13 protein-coding genes and 1 pseudogene are annotated in these 20231 nt (G+C 36.9%); 9 read left to right on the plus strand and 5 right to left on the minus strand.

Going from position 1 to position 20231, the window contains the following annotated elements:
• Window positions 1-112: 112 nt before the first annotated feature.
• On the minus strand, window positions 113-808 hold the full coding sequence (locus tag A3Q34_RS17720) for an SDR family NAD(P)-dependent oxidoreductase (protein ID WP_070376551.1): 696 nt from the start codon (window positions 806-808) through the stop codon (window positions 113-115).
• A gap of 235 nt (window positions 809-1043) precedes the next feature.
• On the opposite strand from A3Q34_RS17720, the gene A3Q34_RS17725 reads away from it, so the two are divergent.
• Window positions 1044-1937 carry a LysR family transcriptional regulator gene (locus A3Q34_RS17725; protein WP_331710929.1) on the plus strand — a complete coding sequence of 298 codons (894 nt, stop codon included), beginning with the start codon at window positions 1044-1046 and terminating at the stop codon, window positions 1935-1937.
• Window positions 1938-2232: 295 nt separating this feature from the next.
• Complete coding sequence (locus A3Q34_RS17730; protein ID WP_331710930.1) at window positions 2233-2691, plus strand: ABC transporter substrate-binding protein; 459 nt, start codon at window positions 2233-2235, stop codon at window positions 2689-2691.
• Window positions 2692-2906: 215 nt separating this feature from the next.
• Here the strand turns inward: A3Q34_RS17730 and A3Q34_RS17735 are convergent, their stop codons facing one another.
• A complete protein-coding gene (locus A3Q34_RS17735; RefSeq protein ID WP_070376552.1) occupies window positions 2907-3416 on the minus strand; it encodes a regulatory protein RecX in 510 nt (169 codons plus the stop codon).
• Window positions 3417-3855: 439 nt separating this feature from the next.
• Between A3Q34_RS17735 and A3Q34_RS17740 the strand changes: the two genes are divergently transcribed.
• Both A3Q34_RS17740 and A3Q34_RS17745 read left to right on the plus strand, forming a co-directional pair.
• On the plus strand, window positions 3856-5763 hold the full coding sequence (locus A3Q34_RS17740) for a cytochrome c/FTR1 family iron permease (RefSeq protein WP_197517613.1): 1908 nt from the start codon (window positions 3856-3858) through the stop codon (window positions 5761-5763).
• Window positions 5764-5981: 218 nt separating this feature from the next.
• Complete coding sequence (locus A3Q34_RS17745) at window positions 5982-7034, plus strand: NAD(P)/FAD-dependent oxidoreductase (protein WP_070376554.1); 1053 nt, start codon at window positions 5982-5984, stop codon at window positions 7032-7034.
• A 183-nt stretch (window positions 7035-7217) separates the two neighbouring features.
• Here A3Q34_RS17745 and A3Q34_RS17750 read toward each other — a convergent pair.
• Window positions 7218-7493: pseudogene (locus A3Q34_RS17750) on the minus strand (LysR substrate-binding domain-containing protein); the annotation flags it as partial.
• A 262-nt stretch (window positions 7494-7755) separates the two neighbouring features.
• On the opposite strand from A3Q34_RS17750, the gene A3Q34_RS17755 reads away from it, so the two are divergent.
• The 3 genes from A3Q34_RS17755 to A3Q34_RS17765 are packed head-to-tail and all read left to right on the plus strand — an operon-like array spanning window position 7756 to window position 11121.
• Entirely contained in the window at window positions 7756-9096 is a 1341-nt protein-coding gene (locus A3Q34_RS17755) for a hypothetical protein (protein WP_231907382.1), read from the plus strand.
• A 2-nt stretch (window positions 9097-9098) separates the two neighbouring features.
• On the plus strand, window positions 9099-9527 hold the full coding sequence (locus A3Q34_RS17760; RefSeq protein WP_070377240.1) for a hypothetical protein: 429 nt from the start codon (window positions 9099-9101) through the stop codon (window positions 9525-9527).
• Complete coding sequence (locus A3Q34_RS17765) at window positions 9517-11121, plus strand: sensor domain-containing diguanylate cyclase (protein WP_070376556.1); 1605 nt, start codon at window positions 9517-9519, stop codon at window positions 11119-11121. The genes A3Q34_RS17760 and A3Q34_RS17765 overlap by 11 nt, the downstream gene beginning before the upstream one ends.
• Before the next feature lie 95 nt (window positions 11122-11216).
• On the opposite strand, the gene A3Q34_RS17770 is transcribed toward A3Q34_RS17765, so the two are convergent.
• Window positions 11217-12791: a sensor histidine kinase gene (locus tag A3Q34_RS17770; RefSeq protein ID WP_070376557.1), complete on the minus strand. Its 1575-nt coding sequence runs from the start codon at window positions 12789-12791 to the stop codon at window positions 11217-11219.
• 424 nt (window positions 12792-13215) lie between these two features.
• On the opposite strand from A3Q34_RS17770, the gene A3Q34_RS17775 reads away from it, so the two are divergent.
• Both A3Q34_RS17775 and A3Q34_RS17780 read left to right on the plus strand, forming a co-directional pair.
• Entirely contained in the window at window positions 13216-13872 is a 657-nt protein-coding gene (locus tag A3Q34_RS17775; RefSeq protein WP_070376558.1) for a PilZ domain-containing protein, read from the plus strand.
• Between the two features lie 248 nt (window positions 13873-14120).
• Window positions 14121-15359, plus strand: a complete 1239-nt coding sequence (locus tag A3Q34_RS17780) for a response regulator (protein WP_070376559.1) — start codon at window positions 14121-14123, stop codon at window positions 15357-15359.
• A gap of 174 nt (window positions 15360-15533) precedes the next feature.
• Here the strand turns inward: A3Q34_RS17780 and A3Q34_RS17785 are convergent, their stop codons facing one another.
• Window positions 15534-19904, minus strand: a complete 4371-nt coding sequence (locus tag A3Q34_RS17785) for a hybrid sensor histidine kinase/response regulator (RefSeq protein ID WP_070376560.1) — start codon at window positions 19902-19904, stop codon at window positions 15534-15536.
• Window positions 19905-20231: the final 327 nt, after the last annotated feature.

Here is a 20231-nt window from a genome sequence, read left to right on the forward strand (position 1 = left end):
GTTCCACAGACTAGCTATCTTTAATAAAGCGTCATTAGCCCATCGATACTTAAGCTCGAAACTTAAGCTCGAAACTTAAGCTCAAAACTTAAGCCTGATACTAAGCATAATGTTAACCAACATAATCTTGGGCGCAAAATAAAATACCACTTCCTTGCTCTTTTTCTAATAGTATGGGAATAAGTGCACCGGGCAGTACTGAATCGACATCGTTAGGGGCAAAGGAGCCGCCAAGGTCTGTTTTTAACCAACCAGGGTCGAGTAAGTTCATTAATACGTTAGTGCCTAATAGCGTCGGCATCATATCGCGAACATACCTTTCAAGAGCGGCTTTTGAACAACTATATGCCATCAATTCAGGTTGATTACTAATGCCTGAAGAAACATTAACAATACGTCCCCAGTTACGTGCTAGCATCCCTGGAAGAAAAGCATCACATAACTTAGCCGGTGCAATACTATTAACCATAAAGCTGTGTAGGTATTCCTCTGCCGTTGGAGCAAAGAGTGGCTGATACGTCGTCATGATTGCTGCATTATTATACAGTATATCTAGGTGGTTATTACTTAAGGCTTTCACTTCAGTAATTAAATGCTCTACTTGAGAGATTGAATTAAGTTCAGCCGCTACAGCATAAACTTCATGACCCGCTGTGGTTAATTCATTAAGCAAATCTCTAGTACTGGCTAATTGTCGAGAATGAATGATGAGTTTACAGCCTTGTTTAGCTAACTCTTTAGCAACACGAAGACCGATCCCTCGACTAGCACCCGTTACTAGCGCCCATTTATTTTCTATATTTAACATTTTTATGCCTATTTTTATTTAAATTGGTTAATCAAATTATTGATTTGTTGTCTTTGTTTTACCACTTTATGTTGTAATACTTTAGTGACTGCATTAGCGTTTACTGGTGAAATTAATCACAGCCAAGCATAAAGCAGGTAATAACAAGACTTCGTATTTTTCACTAAAAATTTGCAAATGAATATATAACAAAATAAAATTCATTGTTTTATATAACACACAATAAGCGCAAAAGATGATGAATAAAGAGCATAAAAAACTTGAGCGATTAATGTTATTTAGTGAAGTTGCCCGCCATTTAAGCTTTACGGTCGCGGCACAAAATTTACAAATATCAAGAGGGCATCTATCTGCTCAAATTCGTCGATTGGAAAAGGAGATGGGTTTTGCTTTGTTGATCCGCTCGACACGGAGTGTTCGCTTAACCGCAGAAGGTGAAAGTGTTTTAACGGGTGTAAATAAAATTCGTAATTCTGTTTTAGAGTTAGAACGAAATGCTGGTCATAAAGGCAATGCTATTGAAGGTGTTATAAAAATTACAGCACCAAGCCTCTTTACCAAAAGGTTTTTACTCGACATTTTTTCTAAGTTTAGCGCCTTACATCCCGCCATTGAGTTTTCTATCGATACCAGTTACACCCGTTTTGATCTAAATCGCAGTGATTTTGACTTGGCTTTTCGTGCCACTAACTCCCCGCCTTTAAATATGGTTGCAAAAGCTATCTTGCCCTATAAACATTGCTGTTGTGCTTCTGCTGAGTATTTAGATAAATACAGTAAACCAAAGGAGCCTAGCGATTTAAAAACGCACCAATGTTTAAGGGGACAAGAGCAATTAACCTGGTCATTCTTAAACGCTGAGGTGCCCGTAGATGGTTGGTTAAAAATAAACGATAACCATATGCTGAAAACATTAGCATTAAAGGGCGAAGGTATAATTAGGGTACCTGACTATTTAGTCGACCAAGAGATTAAGGAGGGAACGTTAGTGGCTATACTTGAAAGTGAAATGCCAGCAGGGCAGACCATTTTTATGATTTATCCTCAATTAATTCACCAGTCGAATAAACTGAACGCTTTTATTGAATTTACTAAAGAATATTTTAATGAAATAGCTTTAATAAACTAAATCATTAGCTTTAAGATCATTGATTTATATGAGGAATAATCTAAATTATACAAGAAGTTTACCTTTGCGCCTTATTTTATATCCTAGCATTATATTAAGGTTTAAAAATAACTAAAGTTATGGTCACTTTTGACTGTAATTTTCAATATTTATTAGCTAACTTAAATCAAGTGCTACTGAAACTGTTGCTAGTACTTTAAAATATGATCTTGGCAGCACCAAGGCTTGGCTGCCGTTTGGTTATAGTGGCAATCAACAAAAACTCGGTATTATTATCGCGTTAATTGAGCTTATTATGATGCAAGCAGCCATTCCTACTGAAACCAGCTATCTCCCGGTAAAAAGAGCAGTTACCGCATTGGAATTAGGACAAATTGACTTCGATGTTGTTAGCCCCAATTGGTTTAAAGATAAAATTATTGGTGTTGATTATGTTAGCAGTGTTCCTTTATTTGAAGTAACAGAATACTTTGTTACATTGCCCAATGTTGCAGTAGAGTTCAATCAAGCAGAAATGGCTTATGGGCAGTTAGTTGGCACAGTAGCAGGCTATGCTTATTTTGATGATGACAAGTTTACTCGCGCTGATTTTTTATCAGAAAGTGAATTAGTCAAAGGGTTGGCAAAAGGGCGCTTTAAGGTTGCTATTATAGAAGAAAGAGCGGCTCAATATTGGGCTGAAAAACATCAAACGTCAATAGCACTCGCTTCTTTGCATACTAAAGGTGATATCGTTATTAGATTAAGAAAATAACACGAAAATTTACTTCCTCGAATCAACCAAGCCATCTCTGTATTGAAAAAAAATGGTCAGTTTAAAAAAGTATTTGATGATTATTAATAATAAAGCTGGCGAAGATATGATCTTTTATTAGCGCACTATTCTTGTGGTATAAGCTCTGTATACAGCACAGGGTCTTAAGTTTGTTTTATTGTTTGTTATAAAATAAAGCCTTAATGACAAACTACCTATTCTTCTTGCTCAGGGTTATAAGTAATCGCTTTATTGGCAATGGCATATGAAAATCCTTTGGTTGCCGTTAAATGGCGTAACGCTTTTTGCTTCAACTTTATATCGCTAATAGGCTCTTCACCAAATTTTCTAATTTTTAACGCCAAGGCTTTATCAAAATAGTCCTCTTCTGACGTTTCAAGTTCATTGACACACTCATTAATGGTTGTTGATTGAAAACCCTTAGCATAAAGTTTCTCTTTTATTTTATTTGGGCCTATTTTACTTTCGGCCAGACTAAGCGTTAGTCTTTTAGCATAACGAGCATCATCTATAATTTCGTGTTCAATTAAATAATCTAAGGCAGTTTGATTATATTGAGTATCATCTTTGAATAATAAATTGGCTTTTTGCAATAAAGATTTTGCTGAGTAATCACCATATCTCTCGATCATCCACATCATGTATGATTGAACACGTTTGTAAGAAATTTCTTGGGGTTTGGTGCTTTTTTTAGTTTTGTACATACGGCCACTTTTGTTAAGGAACGTATAACCGTTCAGCGTTGGTGTAAATATTCCAAATATGGATGTTTTATGTAACGACTAGGTGAGTAAATTAGCCAAGCTATTTTAGCTAAAGCCTACTAGAACCTCATTATAGTAACGCCTGACCTGCTTTAGGGTCAAACTTTACTGTTATCTCTTTGAGGAAATTATTGGCTATAAAGGAGAAAGCTCATCAGTCGGCAAACTATTTTTGGACTTTAGGTAGAGCGAACAGATAATTTAAAGGGACATAGGTTAACCGTTAGAACTTAAACCGATACCATAGTAGGTTAAATTTCTAACTAGTTAACACTATCCCCATTTCATGTAGTATAATGAGAATCATTCTCAATTGCGTTATCAGTTATTTATGACTTATTATTTTTCTGGTTATTTTCAAAAATTAATGACTTTTTCAATGCGCTCATTTAAGCGCAAATTTATTTATATTTTTTTTGTCATTGGTTATCTTATCTCAACGCAAACATCGGCAAGCAGCGATACAGAAGGATTACGTCAACTTTTACAACTCACTGAATATATTAGTGTTGATTATGCTTCTGCCATTAGTAATGGCAAAATCATTGATCAAGGTGAGTATCAAGAAATGCTTGATTTTTCGAACATTATTGCTGAAAGAGCGGTAAGAGAGCCGGGAGAACAAGCCATGATTACGCTATCGAAATCACTTCTCTGTGCGATACAAGCGAAAAAAACACTTGTCGAAATACAAGCGTTGACCAGTGAATTAAAAAACGTGCTGTTAAAAAACTCTCCGCAGTTATCGTTACCAACATCTTTACTTTCGGTATCTAGAGTCAAGCAATTATTTCAAAATAATTGTGCCAGTTGTCATGGTGTAACGGGTAAAGGAGACGGGGAGCTTGCAAGGCAACTAAGTCCACAGCCTACAAATTTTAACGAAAGAACACGTGCTTTAGACCGTTCTATTCTGGGATTATATGATGTGGTAACCGGCGGTCTTGACGGCACTGCTATGCCTTCATTTAATCACTTAACGGCGAAACAACGTTGGTCGTTAGCATTTTATACAGGTAGTTTAGCTTTTGTTTTTGATGAAAAACGACAAGAAAATAATGCGCTTGATCTCTCACTCGCCGACCTTGTTCAGTATAGCCCTAACGAATTGTATAGGGCGAAAACTGACTTGGAAAAGGGTTTTGTTGAGCAGCTTAGAGCTAACCCTGAGGAACTGTTTTCTGCAACTAAGGCACCATTAACAATCGCGCGTGATCAACTTAAAAAAGCACTTGCCGCTTACAAAAATAATGACGTTAAACTTGCCCAACAATTTGCGGTGAGTGCCTACTTAGATGGCTTTGAGCTTATTGAAAATAACCTCGACGCTTATGATAGTTCGTTACGTAAAATGATTGAATTTAACTTACTAGGCTTGCGCAATGAAATTAACAACAAGGAAGGCTCGGTTGACGTTGCTGTATCTGTTTCTGCAGTTTTGCTGCAAATAGAGCAAGCTGAATTTTTACTCAATGACTCAGCGATATCAGACACAGCTTTGTTTAGCGCCAGTTTTATTATTTTGTTACGAGAGGGCTTAGAGGCGCTATTGGTTGTGCTGGTACTTTTTACCATACTGGTTAGGTCTAATAAAAAAGAAGCCATTAAATATCTTCATTTTGGCTGGGCAGCAGCGTTAATTGCGGGTGGGTTAACTTGGTTAGTGGCACAAAAATTAGTAACGATTAGCGGTGCTAGCCGTGAAACCATGGAAGGGGTTGCCGCGCTGTTAGCGGCGATTGTGCTCTTTTATGTTGGTTTTTGGATGCACAGTAAAACGCAAGCCGATCAATGGCAACGTTATGTTCAACAAAATATTAATAAGAGTTTAAAATCGGGTGCCTTATGGGGAATCTCTGGCTTAGCGTTTATTGCGGTTTATCGTGAGGTTTTTGAGACAGTACTGTTTTATCAATCATTGTTAACCCAGACGAACCCCTCACAGCAATTTGTTCTTTTTAGTGGCTTTGGGGCAGCAGCGGCTATGCTAGTTGTCGTGGCCTGGTTAATGATTAAATATTCTATTAAATTACCAATAGCGCGATTCTTTTCAATAACAACGTATTTACTATTAGCCTTGTCATTTATTCTCGCGGGTAAAGCGATAACAGCGCTGCAAGAAGCCGCTATTATTAGTATTACGCGCTTTCCTATTGACTTTCATTTCGCGTGGCTAGGTATTAATTCAACGTGGCAAGGCATCACGACGCAAGCTTTTATCTTGTTTTTTTCCAGTGCGTTATTCTTTAAGCCTTGGTTAAAAAAGACGAGCAGGGTAGATGAATAAATTGAGCATCAACTTGAAAAAAAATTTATAGAATAGCAGTAGCGAACCATTTTGAGTATGGATGATAGGTGATTTTAACTCGTTAAATGCTAACCCTGCTAAGGGTAAATCAATAAAGCCCGTAGTGATTTATATTGATTATAAAAATGACAATAGACTGATATTTCAAGGCGCTAGATCCGCCATAAATATAAGCTAATGGTACTGAGGAGGTACTTATGAAAACCTTAACGACAGACGTTGTAATTATTGGTGCAGGCCCTGTTGGTTTGTTTCAAGTATTTGAGCTTGGTTTACAAGGATTAAAATCGGTTGTTATTGACAGCTTGCCAGAAGTTGGTGGCCAATGCACTGAACTCTATCCAGATAAGCCTATCTATGATATTCCTGCTTTGCCTAATGCTAAGGCAAGCCAAGTTATAGAAAATCTCTATGAGCAAGCGGCTCCCTTTAAGCCAACTTTTTTATTGGGCGAGCGGGTCGAAGACATTAATAAATTGTCGGATGTTTCTTTTTCAGTTACCACGCACAAGAATACGCTTATTCACTGTCGCGCGGTGATTATTGCTGCTGGTAATGGTGCCTTCTCACCCGTTAAATTAAAAATACCCTTAATTGATAAATTTGAAGATAAACAACTGTTCTACCGAATCAATAATATAGAACACTTTAAAGATAAAAACGTCGTTGTGCTAGGTGGCGGAGATGCCGCACTTGATTGGAGTTTAAGCCTACAAAAAACGGCTAATAGTGTCTTGCTTATTCATCGTAGTACAAAATTTAAAGCCGCTACAAGTAGCGTGAATGAAATGTACGCCTTGTGTGAAGAACTCAAAATGCAATTTTTATGTGGTCAAGTGAGCGACTTTCAGCAAGAAGATAATAAGCTAACTGGCCTAACAGTAAATTCAAAAGATGGCATCAAACGTAGAGTGGAACTTGATGAACTTGTTATATTCTTTGGTATGTCACCCAAGATTGGCCCGATAGCAAATTGGCAACTTGCCATGCACCAACACCAGATAAAAGTAGATACACAATCTTTTCAAACCTCAGTGCCGGGTATCTATGCCGTTGGTGATATTAATTATTACCCGGGTAAACGAAAGTTGATTTTAAGTGGCTTCCACGAAACGGCCTTAGCGGCCTTTTCGATTGCGGAAACTGTTTTAGAAAAAGACCGTATTCCAACGTTATACACCACAACAAGTCCAGTAGTACATCAACGAATGGGCGTTACACATTCACTCGAAAGCCTGTTGGATGATTAACGGATAAAACAGGCGATTGATCATTACTACTTTCCTTTTATTGCTGTCTCTTTATCTGCGCGGCGTGACTTTGGAAGCTTAGGTGGAGTGTATGTAAGATAATAGCGGCAAACCTAACCGTTATTATTTTATGTTATGACTTAAGCTTTACAGTCTTGTTCGGTAATTTAATAAAGCTGAAGATTAAAGTAACTGTTCAGCTAAGTAATCAACCAGCAGTCTTATTTTAGGCGATAAATGGCGATTTTGAGGGTAAATTGCCCGTATTCCCTCATCAGGCGCACGGTAATTATCTAATAGGGTCACCAGTTCACCACTTTCTATGTGCTGTTGAACATAATAATCGGGTAACTGAACTATCCCTAAGTCCTTTAGTGCTGCTTCCATTAGGCTGTAGCCATTGTTGTATCTTAATCTACCGGTTACGCGGATACTTTTTTCTCGATCAGATTCACTAAAATGCTATTCGGGGCAAGCTATTTATTACACTTAAGCAGGCCGAAATAATGTTGTTCTTGCTAGGACAAGTACCTGTTAAATATATTATCTGACATTAGCCAAGCCAATATCCAAACTGATATTTCGTAGTCCAAGATTCGCCAATTATTTTGCTGATTAAGCACAGGTTTATCCGTTATCCTCCTGAGACGCCCCTTAAAAGTGTATTCATTCAAAACATAGACGTTAAGCTAACACTCGTTAAAGAAGTTGTGGTGTTTTTTTGCCGAACAATAGGCAAATAAATGAGCTATCTGTTATCATCCATATCATCAATATTATCAAACGAAAAAAGGCTGATACCTTGTATCGATTTATTATCGCCACAGCTTTAGTTTTAACAGGCGTTACTTATAATGCCTATGCAGATGACATAAAAGTTGAATTTAGTGGTTTTGCTTCTTTAGCACTTAGTTATAGTGACGATCCTGATATTGCTTTTAGTCCCAATTATTTGAATATTGACGATACAGGCTGGTCAGCTACCCGTGACTCAATTCTAGGAGGGCAAGCCAATATAACCTTAGCTAAAAACTGGGATTCTGTTGTGCAATTTGTCCTAGAAGATCACGCGAATACAGACTTTGAAAACTACCTCGAATTAGCTTTTTTGCGTTACCGTCCTTCTCGTAATTGGGCTATTCGTGCGGGCAGATTAAACAGTGACCTTTATTTGTTTTCGGAGTACCCGCACGTGGGATACGCTTATTTGTGGGTACGTCCGCCACATGAGTATTACTCTTTTGCAAGTACAGCGGGAAATTTTGATGGTGTAGATATTGAATACAGCCAATCAATTAATGATGGATTTTTACGGTTAAAATTGGCTGCGGGTAACACGACAGCGAAATTAAAAGCGAGTGGTAAAGACTTTTTTATTGATTTTGACCATTTAATGACTTTTAGCGCAACCTACATATTTGATGCTTGGACCATGCGATTTTCTGTATCACAAGCCGATGTCGGGGACTATAAGTTCGAGGCATTAAATGAGTTTATTGATTTATTAAACTCTGTGCCAGCTCCTGTGTGGCCGCAAGCAGCGTCGCTATCAGCAAGTTTTGACACAAAAAACCATAGTATTGAATATGCTGCTTTAGGATTAACCTACGATAATGATAATTGGTTAATTCAATCTGAAATAGGTATTTCAGAGTCTCCTTGGTTGGTTGCTTCATCAAATATTAATGGCTATGTGAGTGTCGGTTATCGTTTAGATAAAGTGACGCTTTTTTCCAGTGTTTCTATTTCAAAGAACCGCCATAAGATAACCAAAGTTACTGCGCCCCAATTTCCTCCTGGTACGCCAATACAAGTAACCTTTCCATTACAACAGTTAGCATTGGCTTCAAAAGAGGCTGTTGACCGATTAGTGGTGCATCAACATTCAATTAATGTTGGTGCAAAATGGCAGGCGTCAGACAATTTGATCGTCAAAGCGCAAATTGATCACTTTGATATTCAACCTTTTGGTGGCGGGTTATGGGGGATAAGTGATCCGGAAAATGTTGAAAAAGAGCATAGAATCAATGTGTTTACTATTAGTGCGAACATGGTGTTTTAATGATGAAAAACCCCTTGTTATTAATGATTGGCTTGGCCCTTTTCAACCTTGATGCTGTAAGCACAGAGTTTGTTGTTGTGGTGAATAAAGACAATGCGATTAACTCATTATCTAAGCGCGAAGTGATTGACATTTATATGGGCCGTTATTTAACTTTTCCTGACGGTGAAATGGCACAGCCACTAGATTTACCCTCTGAATCGCCATTGAAGAATGACTTTTATCTGCAATTAGTGAATAAAAATGAGCAAAAAATAAACGCTTACTGGGCAAGGTTACTGTTCTCTGGGCGAGCTAAACCGCCGATTTCAGCCATTTCAATTGAAGATGCTTTGAACAAGTTATACAATTCACCATATTCAATTGGTTATATACCTAAAGACCAGCTCACTGATGCTGTAAAAGTGGTTTATCGATTTAATGAAAATTAGTCAAAATCTTTATGTCAGAGTTCCATTGGCCATTGCTATTGTTGCTGTGCTAGTGGCGTTGGTTTCTTCAACGTTGTCCTATTATGCTGGCCTTCAAGAAAAGAAAGATACTAACTATTTGCTTGTTAAACAATTAGCTCAAACGATGGCAAAAACTGCGACGATATCTGCCTATTTAAATGATCGCGAGCTCGGACAGGAAATTATTAGTGGCTTGTTGAGTAATGATTTGGTTCAAGGGGCTAGACTCTACGGCGAGGGCGAAATGAGCATTTCAAGTGGTGTTCTTAACAACCCACAAGATGGCATAGTTATCCAGTTAATCCATCCTTTTATCGATGATACCCTTGTTGGTACACTTACGCTTTATCCAAACAATAATTATATTCAGCAACAAGTAGAGAACTCACTTAAAAAAGAAGTGGCATTGATACTAATACAATCCATCATTATTGCTTTTTTTGTCTCTCTGATCGTTCACAGATGGCTAACTAGGCCAATTCAAAAGTTAACCGATAGCTTTACTACCATCAATCCTAGTATACCGAAAACAATGCGTATGCTGTTGGTGAAGCAAGGTGCCAAAAATGAAATTGGTAAATTAACAAAGGGCATTAACTCTTTGATGCATGAGTTACACCTTACTATTAGTAATGAACGAGCATTGCGTGAAAAAACTCAAGAGTTAGAGCGTAAATTCAGGCTTATCTTTGAACAAGCGAGTGCTGGAATTTGTTTACTCGATGAAAAAAACACTATTACCACTTTCAACCCGGCATTTTTACAATACTTCAGTGTTGCAGGACAGACAGACTTGGCCTCTTTACACTTTCCAACCTTATTAAATAATGTCGACAAACTCGAAGAGTTGTTATTGAGTATTCGCGCCGACAAGACTCGTCCACAAGTCACTCTAGATATAGAATGCCGCATTGGCAATAAAACGCTTTGGCTGCACTGTTTATTTGCAAAATTAACCGAGCAGCGCAGCAATGAACGCAGTAGTGAGCAAGGTAATTTAGTTGAAGTGATAATACATGATGTTACTGAACGAGCAGAACGGGAATTTCAAACACGTTTTGAAGCGGATCATGACCCTTTAACCCATCTACTTAATCGACGCTCTGGCGACAAAAAATTAGATAATGCTTTACTTTATTGTTTAGAAAACCAACAAAGCTTAATGCTGATGATGATTGATTTAGACAAATTTAAACCCGTTAACGATACTTATGGCCATGAAGCCGGGGATAAGGTCTTAATAGCAACAGCAAAACGTCTTAAAGCACATTTTAACTTGGCAACAGACCTCTGTATTCGATGGGGTGGAGATGAATTTATTGTTGCTCGTCAGTTGACGAACTTTGATCAAGAGTTAATGCTTGAACAAGCCAATAAGATTCTTGCTGAGATAGAGCAGCCCATTTATATTTCAAATGACATGCAATGCCAAGTAGGCGCAAGTATTGGTATTGTTGTTGCCCCTAAAGACGGTAAGGTACTCCACGAACTGATGGTTAAGGCAGACGACATGATGTACCAAGTTAAAGCATCAGGTCGAGGTCAAGTAGCATTCTATCAAAAACCATCATAAGCGTGCCATTGATAATATTATGTGGTTAAGCTGTTTTAGATAAAGAAAAAATTAGCTGATTATTTTAAACGTGTTTAAGATAATAGCGAGTACGGTTAATCGTTATCATTTGCTATCTTTTGGGGCGAAACCAAGGGTAACTCCAAGGTAAAGCAGGTGTTTTTTTCTAACGTACTGGCTACTCTAATTTTACCACCGAGTAAACTGACGACAATATTAAAGATGATGCTCAGGCCTAAACCTGAACCTCCTTCACCAAGCCTAGTGGTAAAAAATGGTTCAAAAATTTTGTCAATAATTGCTTTTGGGATGCCTTTACCATTATCTTCTATTTTGATAATGACAATTGAATTATTCAGGTAAGCTGAAATAGCGATAATGCCAGAGTCTGTACTTTCAAAGCCATGAATAATGGCGTTATTAAATAAATTAGTCATCACTTGCCCCAAAGGACCTGGAAAACTGTCCATCTCTATATTTTTATCAATTACGCAGTCGAAGGTTATCCCGAGGCGTTTTATTTTATGGTGATGGATACGGATCACTTCGTTTACGACATCAGATAAGAAAAATATTCGTCTTGCCTCACTCGTTTGGTCAACAGCCACTTGCTTAAAACTCTGAATGAGGACGACAGCTCGGTCTAAAGAATTCAGTAAGATATCTAAGCATTCATTGACTTCTTTTTCGAAATCTTCCAAGTCAGAACGCTTGACTTTTTTTTCTTTAAAAAGAATTGAAAACTTTTGAAAGTTATCTTTGATTGTACTGCCTATCGTGACAGCTATGCCTAATGGCGTATTAATTTCATGAGAAACCCCTGCAACTAATGAACCTAAAGAGGTCAGTTTCTCTGTTTGGATAAGCTTGTTGTGTGCATGAAATAATGACTCAAGCATAGTATTAAATGACTCGGCTAATTCGCTAATTTCGTCTTTACCTTCAATGTCGAGTTGAAGGAGAAGATCACCTGAATGCGTAAGGCTTGCTATATGGCATTGTATTTTAAGCAGTGGCTCTAATATTGTGCTGATCAATAGCCAACCAATAAATAGGCCAATGGCAATAATAATAACAGTAACCAAAATAATAAGAGAACGCGTCGTTTGATGATGTTGATAATTACTGTTGTAGAGGGCTTGAGCTCCATCAATGTTGGTTTCTAGCATACCCGCCATATTGAGTTGCATGTCATTAAAAAGCACACCATATTCTTCATTAGCTAGTCTGTCTGCAGCAATATCTTGGTTGCTTTTACTTAAAATGATAATTCGCTCGGTTAACAACTCAAACGTTGTTAACTGAGTTTTGAATGTATAGAGTAATTTTGTTTCTTCTCCACTGTCTAATGTTTGTTCAAATTTACTCAGTGAAGCATGGAAGTTGACGGATGCATTACTGATTTTTTGCTCAGTGTCTCTCATCGACTCATCGTCAGGAGAAATAATATGACTTTTTATTAGTACAAACTGTTGATATAAATATTGTCGAGCGTCGGTAAGATTAACAACACTGACAAAATAATTATCATAAATATCTTGACCGTTTTTATTAATGGTGTTGGTTGAATTTATTGCAATAAGGGAGATGATTAAAGGTAGTATGATAAAAATACTAATAGAGATAGGAATTTTTTGTGAAATTTTCATGTTGCGAAACAGTTCAATCATCAATAAGACTCTTTATAAAATTTTACACGTTTCACAGTTTAGCTAATAAAAATACTAATAAATATTAACTAATTAGCTTATTAAAATCCGATGGTGGTGTATTCATTACCTTTTAACAATAGCTTAATATGAAGGTTAAAAACATCAGTAAATAATCTTTTGCCAATAGTTTAAAAGCTACCAGCGGTTACAATAGGCTATGAAGCCTATTTTTAAAGTGTTGCTGCGCTTAATAGTGTTAAAAACTTGCAGCCAATTATATTTTTATTAAAACTTTTTCGCTTTGTGGCTAATAAATATTGATAGTATGAAAATCGATGATATATTTAATTTTAACACATTTAATAACCTGCAATGAATGAGTTGATAAGGTAACTTATCAATTTAAGCCTCTACAGGGCATAGCTTACTAGGAGAACTTTCAATGATTCGAGAAGATGTAACAAAGTCATTATCCATGCTAACCCCTGGCTCTGCTATTATTGTCGAAGTCTCAATTCCCCCCAGTAAAAAAATAAAATTTAAAAGTGTTTTTGTTGGTTTTTTACCCAAGCAATTTATGTTGATCCAATTACCCGATTTAAATCGTCATGTTGAGCTTACTGGCAATATTAATCAAGGGGTAGCCTGCACCGTTAGAAGTATCGTAGAAAAGCATGAAGGCGCGGTTGTTGCTTTTGTTACCAGCATAGAGCGCACGATAACTGTTCCAGCAAAAATGATTGTCTTGAACATTCCGCAACAGGTAGCCGTTCGACCGCTACGAAAAGAAACGCGAATTGATACGCAATTAAATATTGAAGCTTCGGTCAATAATTCGTTATTAAAAGGTATTATGGTTAATCTTTCATTAGAAGGCTGTTTATTAAGTGCCAAGAAGGAAGAAAATGTTGTTATCACCAAAGACGATACTATTACCTTAGCTATTACTGACAAGGCCTTAAGTGATATCACATCAATAAAAGGTATTGTTTGCAATGTTAAGTCATCGCCGACGATTGATTATTTTGGTGTTAAATTTGAAGATGAATCTTATGATGTTATTAAAAATTTGCTGATGAAAGTGATGTTTTCAAATTAATCCGTACACCTTAGCTGTTAATCACACTTTTGCTTCTTTTATATCCTTGATTTAGCTTATTTATATATTAATCTAATTGATAAGATGAAATGTATCCAAACCATGCTCAACAGTGTTAGATTGTATTGACCTGAGCAGGGAAATTTACATACTCACTTATACTTTGATAAAGTCGAGTGGCCAATATTGCTAAGCAAGTTTTACACACTTACAAGGTTAGCATTAGATAGTTGAGTCAAGGAGTTATAGTGCAGCATCATAATATTATTTTATACACGACCGAACGTGAAGATAGCGAGCTGTTAATTAAGGTGTTGATTGAACATTTTGATAAAGTACTTGTTGTTACTGCTTTGCCGGAGCTTGAGAAACAGCTTAAAGATGAAACGCCTAAAATAATTTTAATCGACGCAACCTCTTTCCAACGATCTTTAATGATCTATTACAGCTCGCTTAAATCAGTTTTAGTAGGACAAACGTGCGAACATTTTATTGTTTCTGTTGTTTCTGCAAGGGAAGAAAACGAAGCTTATGAAGCTTATGATAACGATATTATTGATGACTATATAATTACCAATCCGCTTTATGAGAAAAAACGTGCAGTTGTTGTTTGTTCTAATTTACTGACTAAGCTGGGCATTGGTCTCAAAAAAAATGCTGCCTTAGACTATATTTATAACAAAGAGTCATATGCAAAAGAAATTAGAGAAACGGTACTGCACGGCCTAGAGCTGAAAGAAAGACTTAGGTTGTCTTTTGAAGAGAGTATTACCGACGTTGAACACTCTATCAGTAAAGCAACAGAGCAAATTAAACTCAAACACAATGTTAATATTAATCTTGATGTGGTCAAGAATATTTTAGCGTCGATACGTTCAAACGAAATTCGACCTAGGCTGGTGGAACTGCAAAGTAAAGCATTAGACTTGCTCAGCGGATTAATCAGTGACGTGGAAAATATAGCACAAGAAAGTAATGAAGCGGCTCAATCTGATAAAAACGAGCAAGTACATCCGCCAGCTTCTTTTAATAAGCTTTATAATGCAAGTAACGCTGATGCGGTAAAAGAATTAGATAAGGTACAAGGGGATAATAAAGCAGCCGCTATTAATATTCTATTGGTTGAAGATGATCCCATTAGCATACATTTAACCAATACACTGTTGCACAAGTATAAACTCAACGTTCAAACCGCTAGTACCGGTAGAACGGCCTTAATTTGTCTTAATAATATACGTTTTGATATCGTTTTACTCGACGTAAGTCTACCTGATACCAATGGTTTATATATTTTAGGACAAATGAAACAGGGCAACGGCAAAAATGTAGATACGCCACTTATTATGTTAACCGGTAATAAAAATAAACAAATAGTAAAAAAAGCTATTGAACTAGGCGCAAAAGGTTATCTCATTAAACCTTTAACGCAAGGCGTTGTTGCTAAGCTATTTAAGGAAAATAACATTCCTTTAATTGAAAAAAGATAAACAATCACAACCCTCCGTTAACTATTCGTGCCGTGGGTAAGTGGCCGACGATTTCATCAATTAATACGCTAAATAATAAGAGTATTCAGTAGCGACGTGTGATTGATGAAAACGTTTATAACAATATTTTCAGTCACCGCTATAGATAATCACTGACAAACGCCATAACATGGCTTAAAAGTTTGCCGCTATCTCGTCAGACACTCGAATAAACTCAGCATAAAGTTTATGGCTTAACGTTATAATTTCTTGTGTATTTTCTTCTTTAGCGAGTTGTTCCAATTGCTCGCAATAATGACCTAGTAATATCGCTCCAGCGCCACGGGTTGAAGATTTTAGCTTGTGTGCCAGTTCCATTACACTCTGCCAATCTTTATCGGTAATGTGCACGGCTAATTCAGCGAGTAATGGTTTACTATGCTGTTGATAAAATTGTAAAAAGCTTTGTTGCGCTTCTTTATCATCCCCAAAACATTCAACCAATGCTGAGATGTTTATTGCCGGTTTTGCTATCATTTCAGTGACTTGTTCATCGGTCAATTCAGGTGGAGATTCTACTTTAAATTCATCTTCGAGTTCTTCTTCAACTAACCATTTACTGAGTAAAGCTTTTAAGCTATCTAGCTTCATTGGCTTAGTCACGTAGTCATTCATGCCAAGTTTAATGCAGTGTTCGGCTTCATTTCGCATTGCGTTAGCGGTGATTGCTATTATAGGTATCTGTGTTGTGCCGCCTTGTTCATTTTCTCGCACCTTTTGGGCAAACTCAAAACCATCCATGATCGGCATCTGACAATCAGTCATGATTAGGGAAAATGAATATTGCGTCATTTTAGTTAAGGCTTCTTCACCATGGTTGGCAATGATGACAGCATAACCAAATAGATTTAGCTGACGCTCTAATACCTGTTGGTTAAAGACATTATCTTCAACAATTAAAATTAGTTTATTACTGGCTTGTGCTTCAGTAACACTGGGTATAGATAACGTCTTAATATCTTGCTTTAGACAACTTATAAGTGGATTTTTTTGATCCATAATACGGGCAATGGTCCAGTATATTTTTTGTGGTAAAAACGGATTACTGGCAATAGTTGTCGCGTGTTCAGGGTAAAGGGGTAAGTCGAAGTCATGCCACCTTTCGAGAATCAGTATATTAATATCCTCATCACTGTTGTTGGGTAACTGCATTTTAACTTCTGGCCAAAGGCTAATAACTTGTTCTGCTGAAATAATAATAAGATCATAATTTTCAGCAGAAATAAGCTTGCTTAATTTTGTTGGCGAACTTGGTGCTAAATGACAATGTGCGCCAAGCTCTGTTAGACCTTTGTGCAAGATATTATCGGTAATTCCATCGTAAGCAATGAGTAAAATATTTAAATGATAGAGTTTTACGCTCAGGGTCGATGTTTGTTTATTTTCAGTTGCTATTAAAGGTAAATCGACATGAAATTCTGTACCATCACCTACCACGCTTTGACAACTTATTTGTCCTCCCATCATAGTGGTTAACTTTGAGCAAATAGATAAGCCGAGTCCTGTGCCACCAAACTGACGATGGGTGCTACTGTCTGCCTGTGTGAAAGCATCGAATAAATGAACTTGTTGATCCTCACTAATACCAATACCATTATCTTTAACCGTTAATCGAAATAATTTTTTGTTTTGGCTGTTATCTAAATAATCAAGCTTAACCTCAATAAGGCTTTGCGGCTGTTCATTGTTGTGAGTAAATTTAATCGCATTACCTAATAAATTAAGTACAATTTGTTTTAACCTAATGGGATCGCCTAGCATTGACTCAGTCATATGATGATTAGATGAACAAACCAACAATAATCTTTTACTTTGTAATTGCGACGATAGTAACTCTGCAGCCCCTTCAATAATTTCTGTCCAGGTGAACGGTATTGACTCTAAAGTCATTTTCCCCGCTTCTATTTTTGAAAAGTCGAGCACGTCATTAATGATTTGTAATAACGCCCATGCTGAATCTTTGGCAACATTGGCTAAATGGTATTGATCATCATCTAGTTCTGATTGCTGCAGTAGCTCTAACATACCAACAACACCATTCATCGGTGTTCTAATTTCATGGCTCATTGTTGCTAAAAACTGCGACTTAGAGTCGCTTGCCGCTTCTGCTGTTAAACGTGCTTGCTCTAATTCTTGCTGAGATTCCTTTAAGTCAGCTAATGTCTTTTCTGTTCTGTTACGTTGGTATTTAACATCAAGCAGCACATTGAGCGTCGCTTGACGAGACTGTTCTTTTTCAGCATCAAGTATTTCACGCTCTATTTCATTTTGTTTAATGTTGGTTATATCTCTGACAATACCTAGCATGCTTAATGGTTCGCCACTTTCATCACGGGTAACCTCAGTTGATGTATTGATATACCTTAATTGCTTATCGGCTAATATTATTCGGCATTCAAAGTTATAAACTTCTAACTTATTTAAAGCTTTCAGTTGGTGTATTCTAAATTGATATCGGTCTTCTGGATGGACAAGGTTTACAATAAGCTCTGAAGTCAAAGGCGTAGAATTTTTCTCAATACCTATTAATCTGTGCATGCCGTCTGACCAGTAAATGATATCGTTTTTAAGATCTTTTTCCCAACACCCCAAATGAGCAATACGTTCAGCCTCTTTTAAAAAAAGCTGCTGTTTTAGTAGCTTATCTTCATTGGCCTTTTGCCTTGTTATATCTTGATTTATAGCAAGAAAATGATCTATTTTACCATTACGGTCTCTTATGGGGGTAATGTCGGTAGTGCCCCAATAACAGCTACCGTCTTTTTTCTTATTGTATAATTGACCACTCCAATGCTGGCCTTCAATAATTTTTTGCCAGAGCTGCTGATATTTATCAGTGTTTTTGTGTCCAGAATCTAGCAGGTTGGCATTTCTCCCTAAAATTTCTGTTTTTGAATAGCCGGTAGTTTCGCTAAAGGCTTTATTGACGTAGACAATTTTACCACTCAAATTTGTGATCAATATCGCTGAATGACTTTGTTCAACAGCACTTTCGAGTACCAGCAGTCTTCCTTCTAATTGTTGTATTGTGCTTAAATCAGAAATAATGGCAGTAAAAATATTATCTTGAGTGGTTTTATGACTGCTTATCGCAACACGAGCTGAAAATTCCCGACTGTCACTAGCCTTAGCCCGCATAATTCTGAAACTGTCACATACACTGCTATCATTAATGATATTTTTGATCCATTCCTGCAAGTTTTCTTGTTCGTTTTTCATAAAAAAGTCATTGAAAAACATCGATTCAGCGCCTTTTCTATCAACCAAAAACAGTAAGCCAGCGACTTTATTAAAGCGTATTATTTCCCCTCTTGCATTAAAGGATATAATGGCATCAGGTGCGTTATTAAGCATAGAGTAAAGGTACTGCTCTGAATCGAAGATGGCAGCTGCGCTGCGTTTTTGCCAATAAAAAGCAATAACTAAAATAAATAAACTCAATAACACCGTTTGCAATAGCTGCCAGAAAAAACCATGGACTATTTTCTGTTGAGATTGCAATACATCGACTTCACTGACTTCTGCGCCGATACCTAAACCTAAAGTACTGTTCCACAACCAAGCGCCTAATACGGGCTGGCCACGATAATCTAAATAACTTTCTTCGCTGTAACCTGTGTTGCCTTTTAATGCCGACTGAGCCAATTTTGTATAAATGGGGGCTTGCGTTTGTCCACTAGTCGTTGGTTTCGACGGAAGTGTTAATGATATCGCTAAGACGCTAGATTGTTCTTTCGTTAGTCTTCCCTCGGACCTGAGTTCTGGCTCAAATTGACTGGCGGTTAATAAACGAGCTTTGGTGTCAAAGAAGTATGTTTGCTCTGATTTCCAGAAACTGTGCTGCTGTACTGTCGAAGAAAAAGCGCCAAACGGATTTAAACGTATGGCAAGCGCTGCAATAACTTGTTGTTCATTATTAAATATTGGCGCAATAATAAAAGTTGTTGGATATTTTTGCTGTATTTTTCCCTGAATGTTGACTAAAGGGGTTTCGGATAAAAGCGGAGGAATAAAAACGAGCTGACCATTAAAAACTTCAGCAAGCCTTTTTGGGTATTGTTTAGCGATTATGTTAGGTTGCCCAATTAAGTCAGCAACCTTGGCAGTGAGGTTAATATTGTCAGGGGAAATAACATAAAACCCTTCATTTTCCTCTACCAGAAGATAAGGTTGTAAAAAAGCAGTTAACTTGTCAGTGGCTTTTGTCATAGCGACAGAATCGCCACTCGCTTGGGCGGCAACTAATTGTTTGACTTGTTTGACAACGATAGGCGAGGTTGACCAAGCTTTTATTTTGTTAAAATGAGACCTAATCCAGCCATTCTCTAGTAAGTCATTACTAACATTCACTCTGGCCTTTAAAATTTCTATTGCTTGTGTTTTTAGGGTGTTTTCAACTTTATTAAGGCTATACCAAGCTATTATTGTTGAGCCAATTAAAAATAGCACTACGGCTGCAGTGATTAAATAGAGAGGAGATTTATATAAATTTGCGTATCGTGACATAATTACTTAATCCATTATTATAATCTTTATTTTGGCAGTCTTTCACCCGTGATACTTTCTATTGTAGAGTCAGTTTTGTTAGCGTTTATATCACTTTGTGATGAAAAAATTTTAAGCACTCTTTATCGTTTAGTCAATTGCTTGTGATGTTGTTATATATTTATTAATGAAACAGCTAATGTATGTTAACCAATTAATTAATAGACATTATTTTATCCTTAAGACTATGACTATAGGTTATTTTAAGATAAATAGATGCCCATAATTCAAATTATTACTGATATCTTTGCTGTGAAAAATAAAGCGAAAAGAGGGAGCTTGAAATGT

The organism is Colwellia sp. PAMC 20917 (assembly GCF_001767295.1).
Taxonomy (GTDB): Bacteria; Pseudomonadota; Gammaproteobacteria; order Enterobacterales; family Alteromonadaceae; genus Colwellia_A.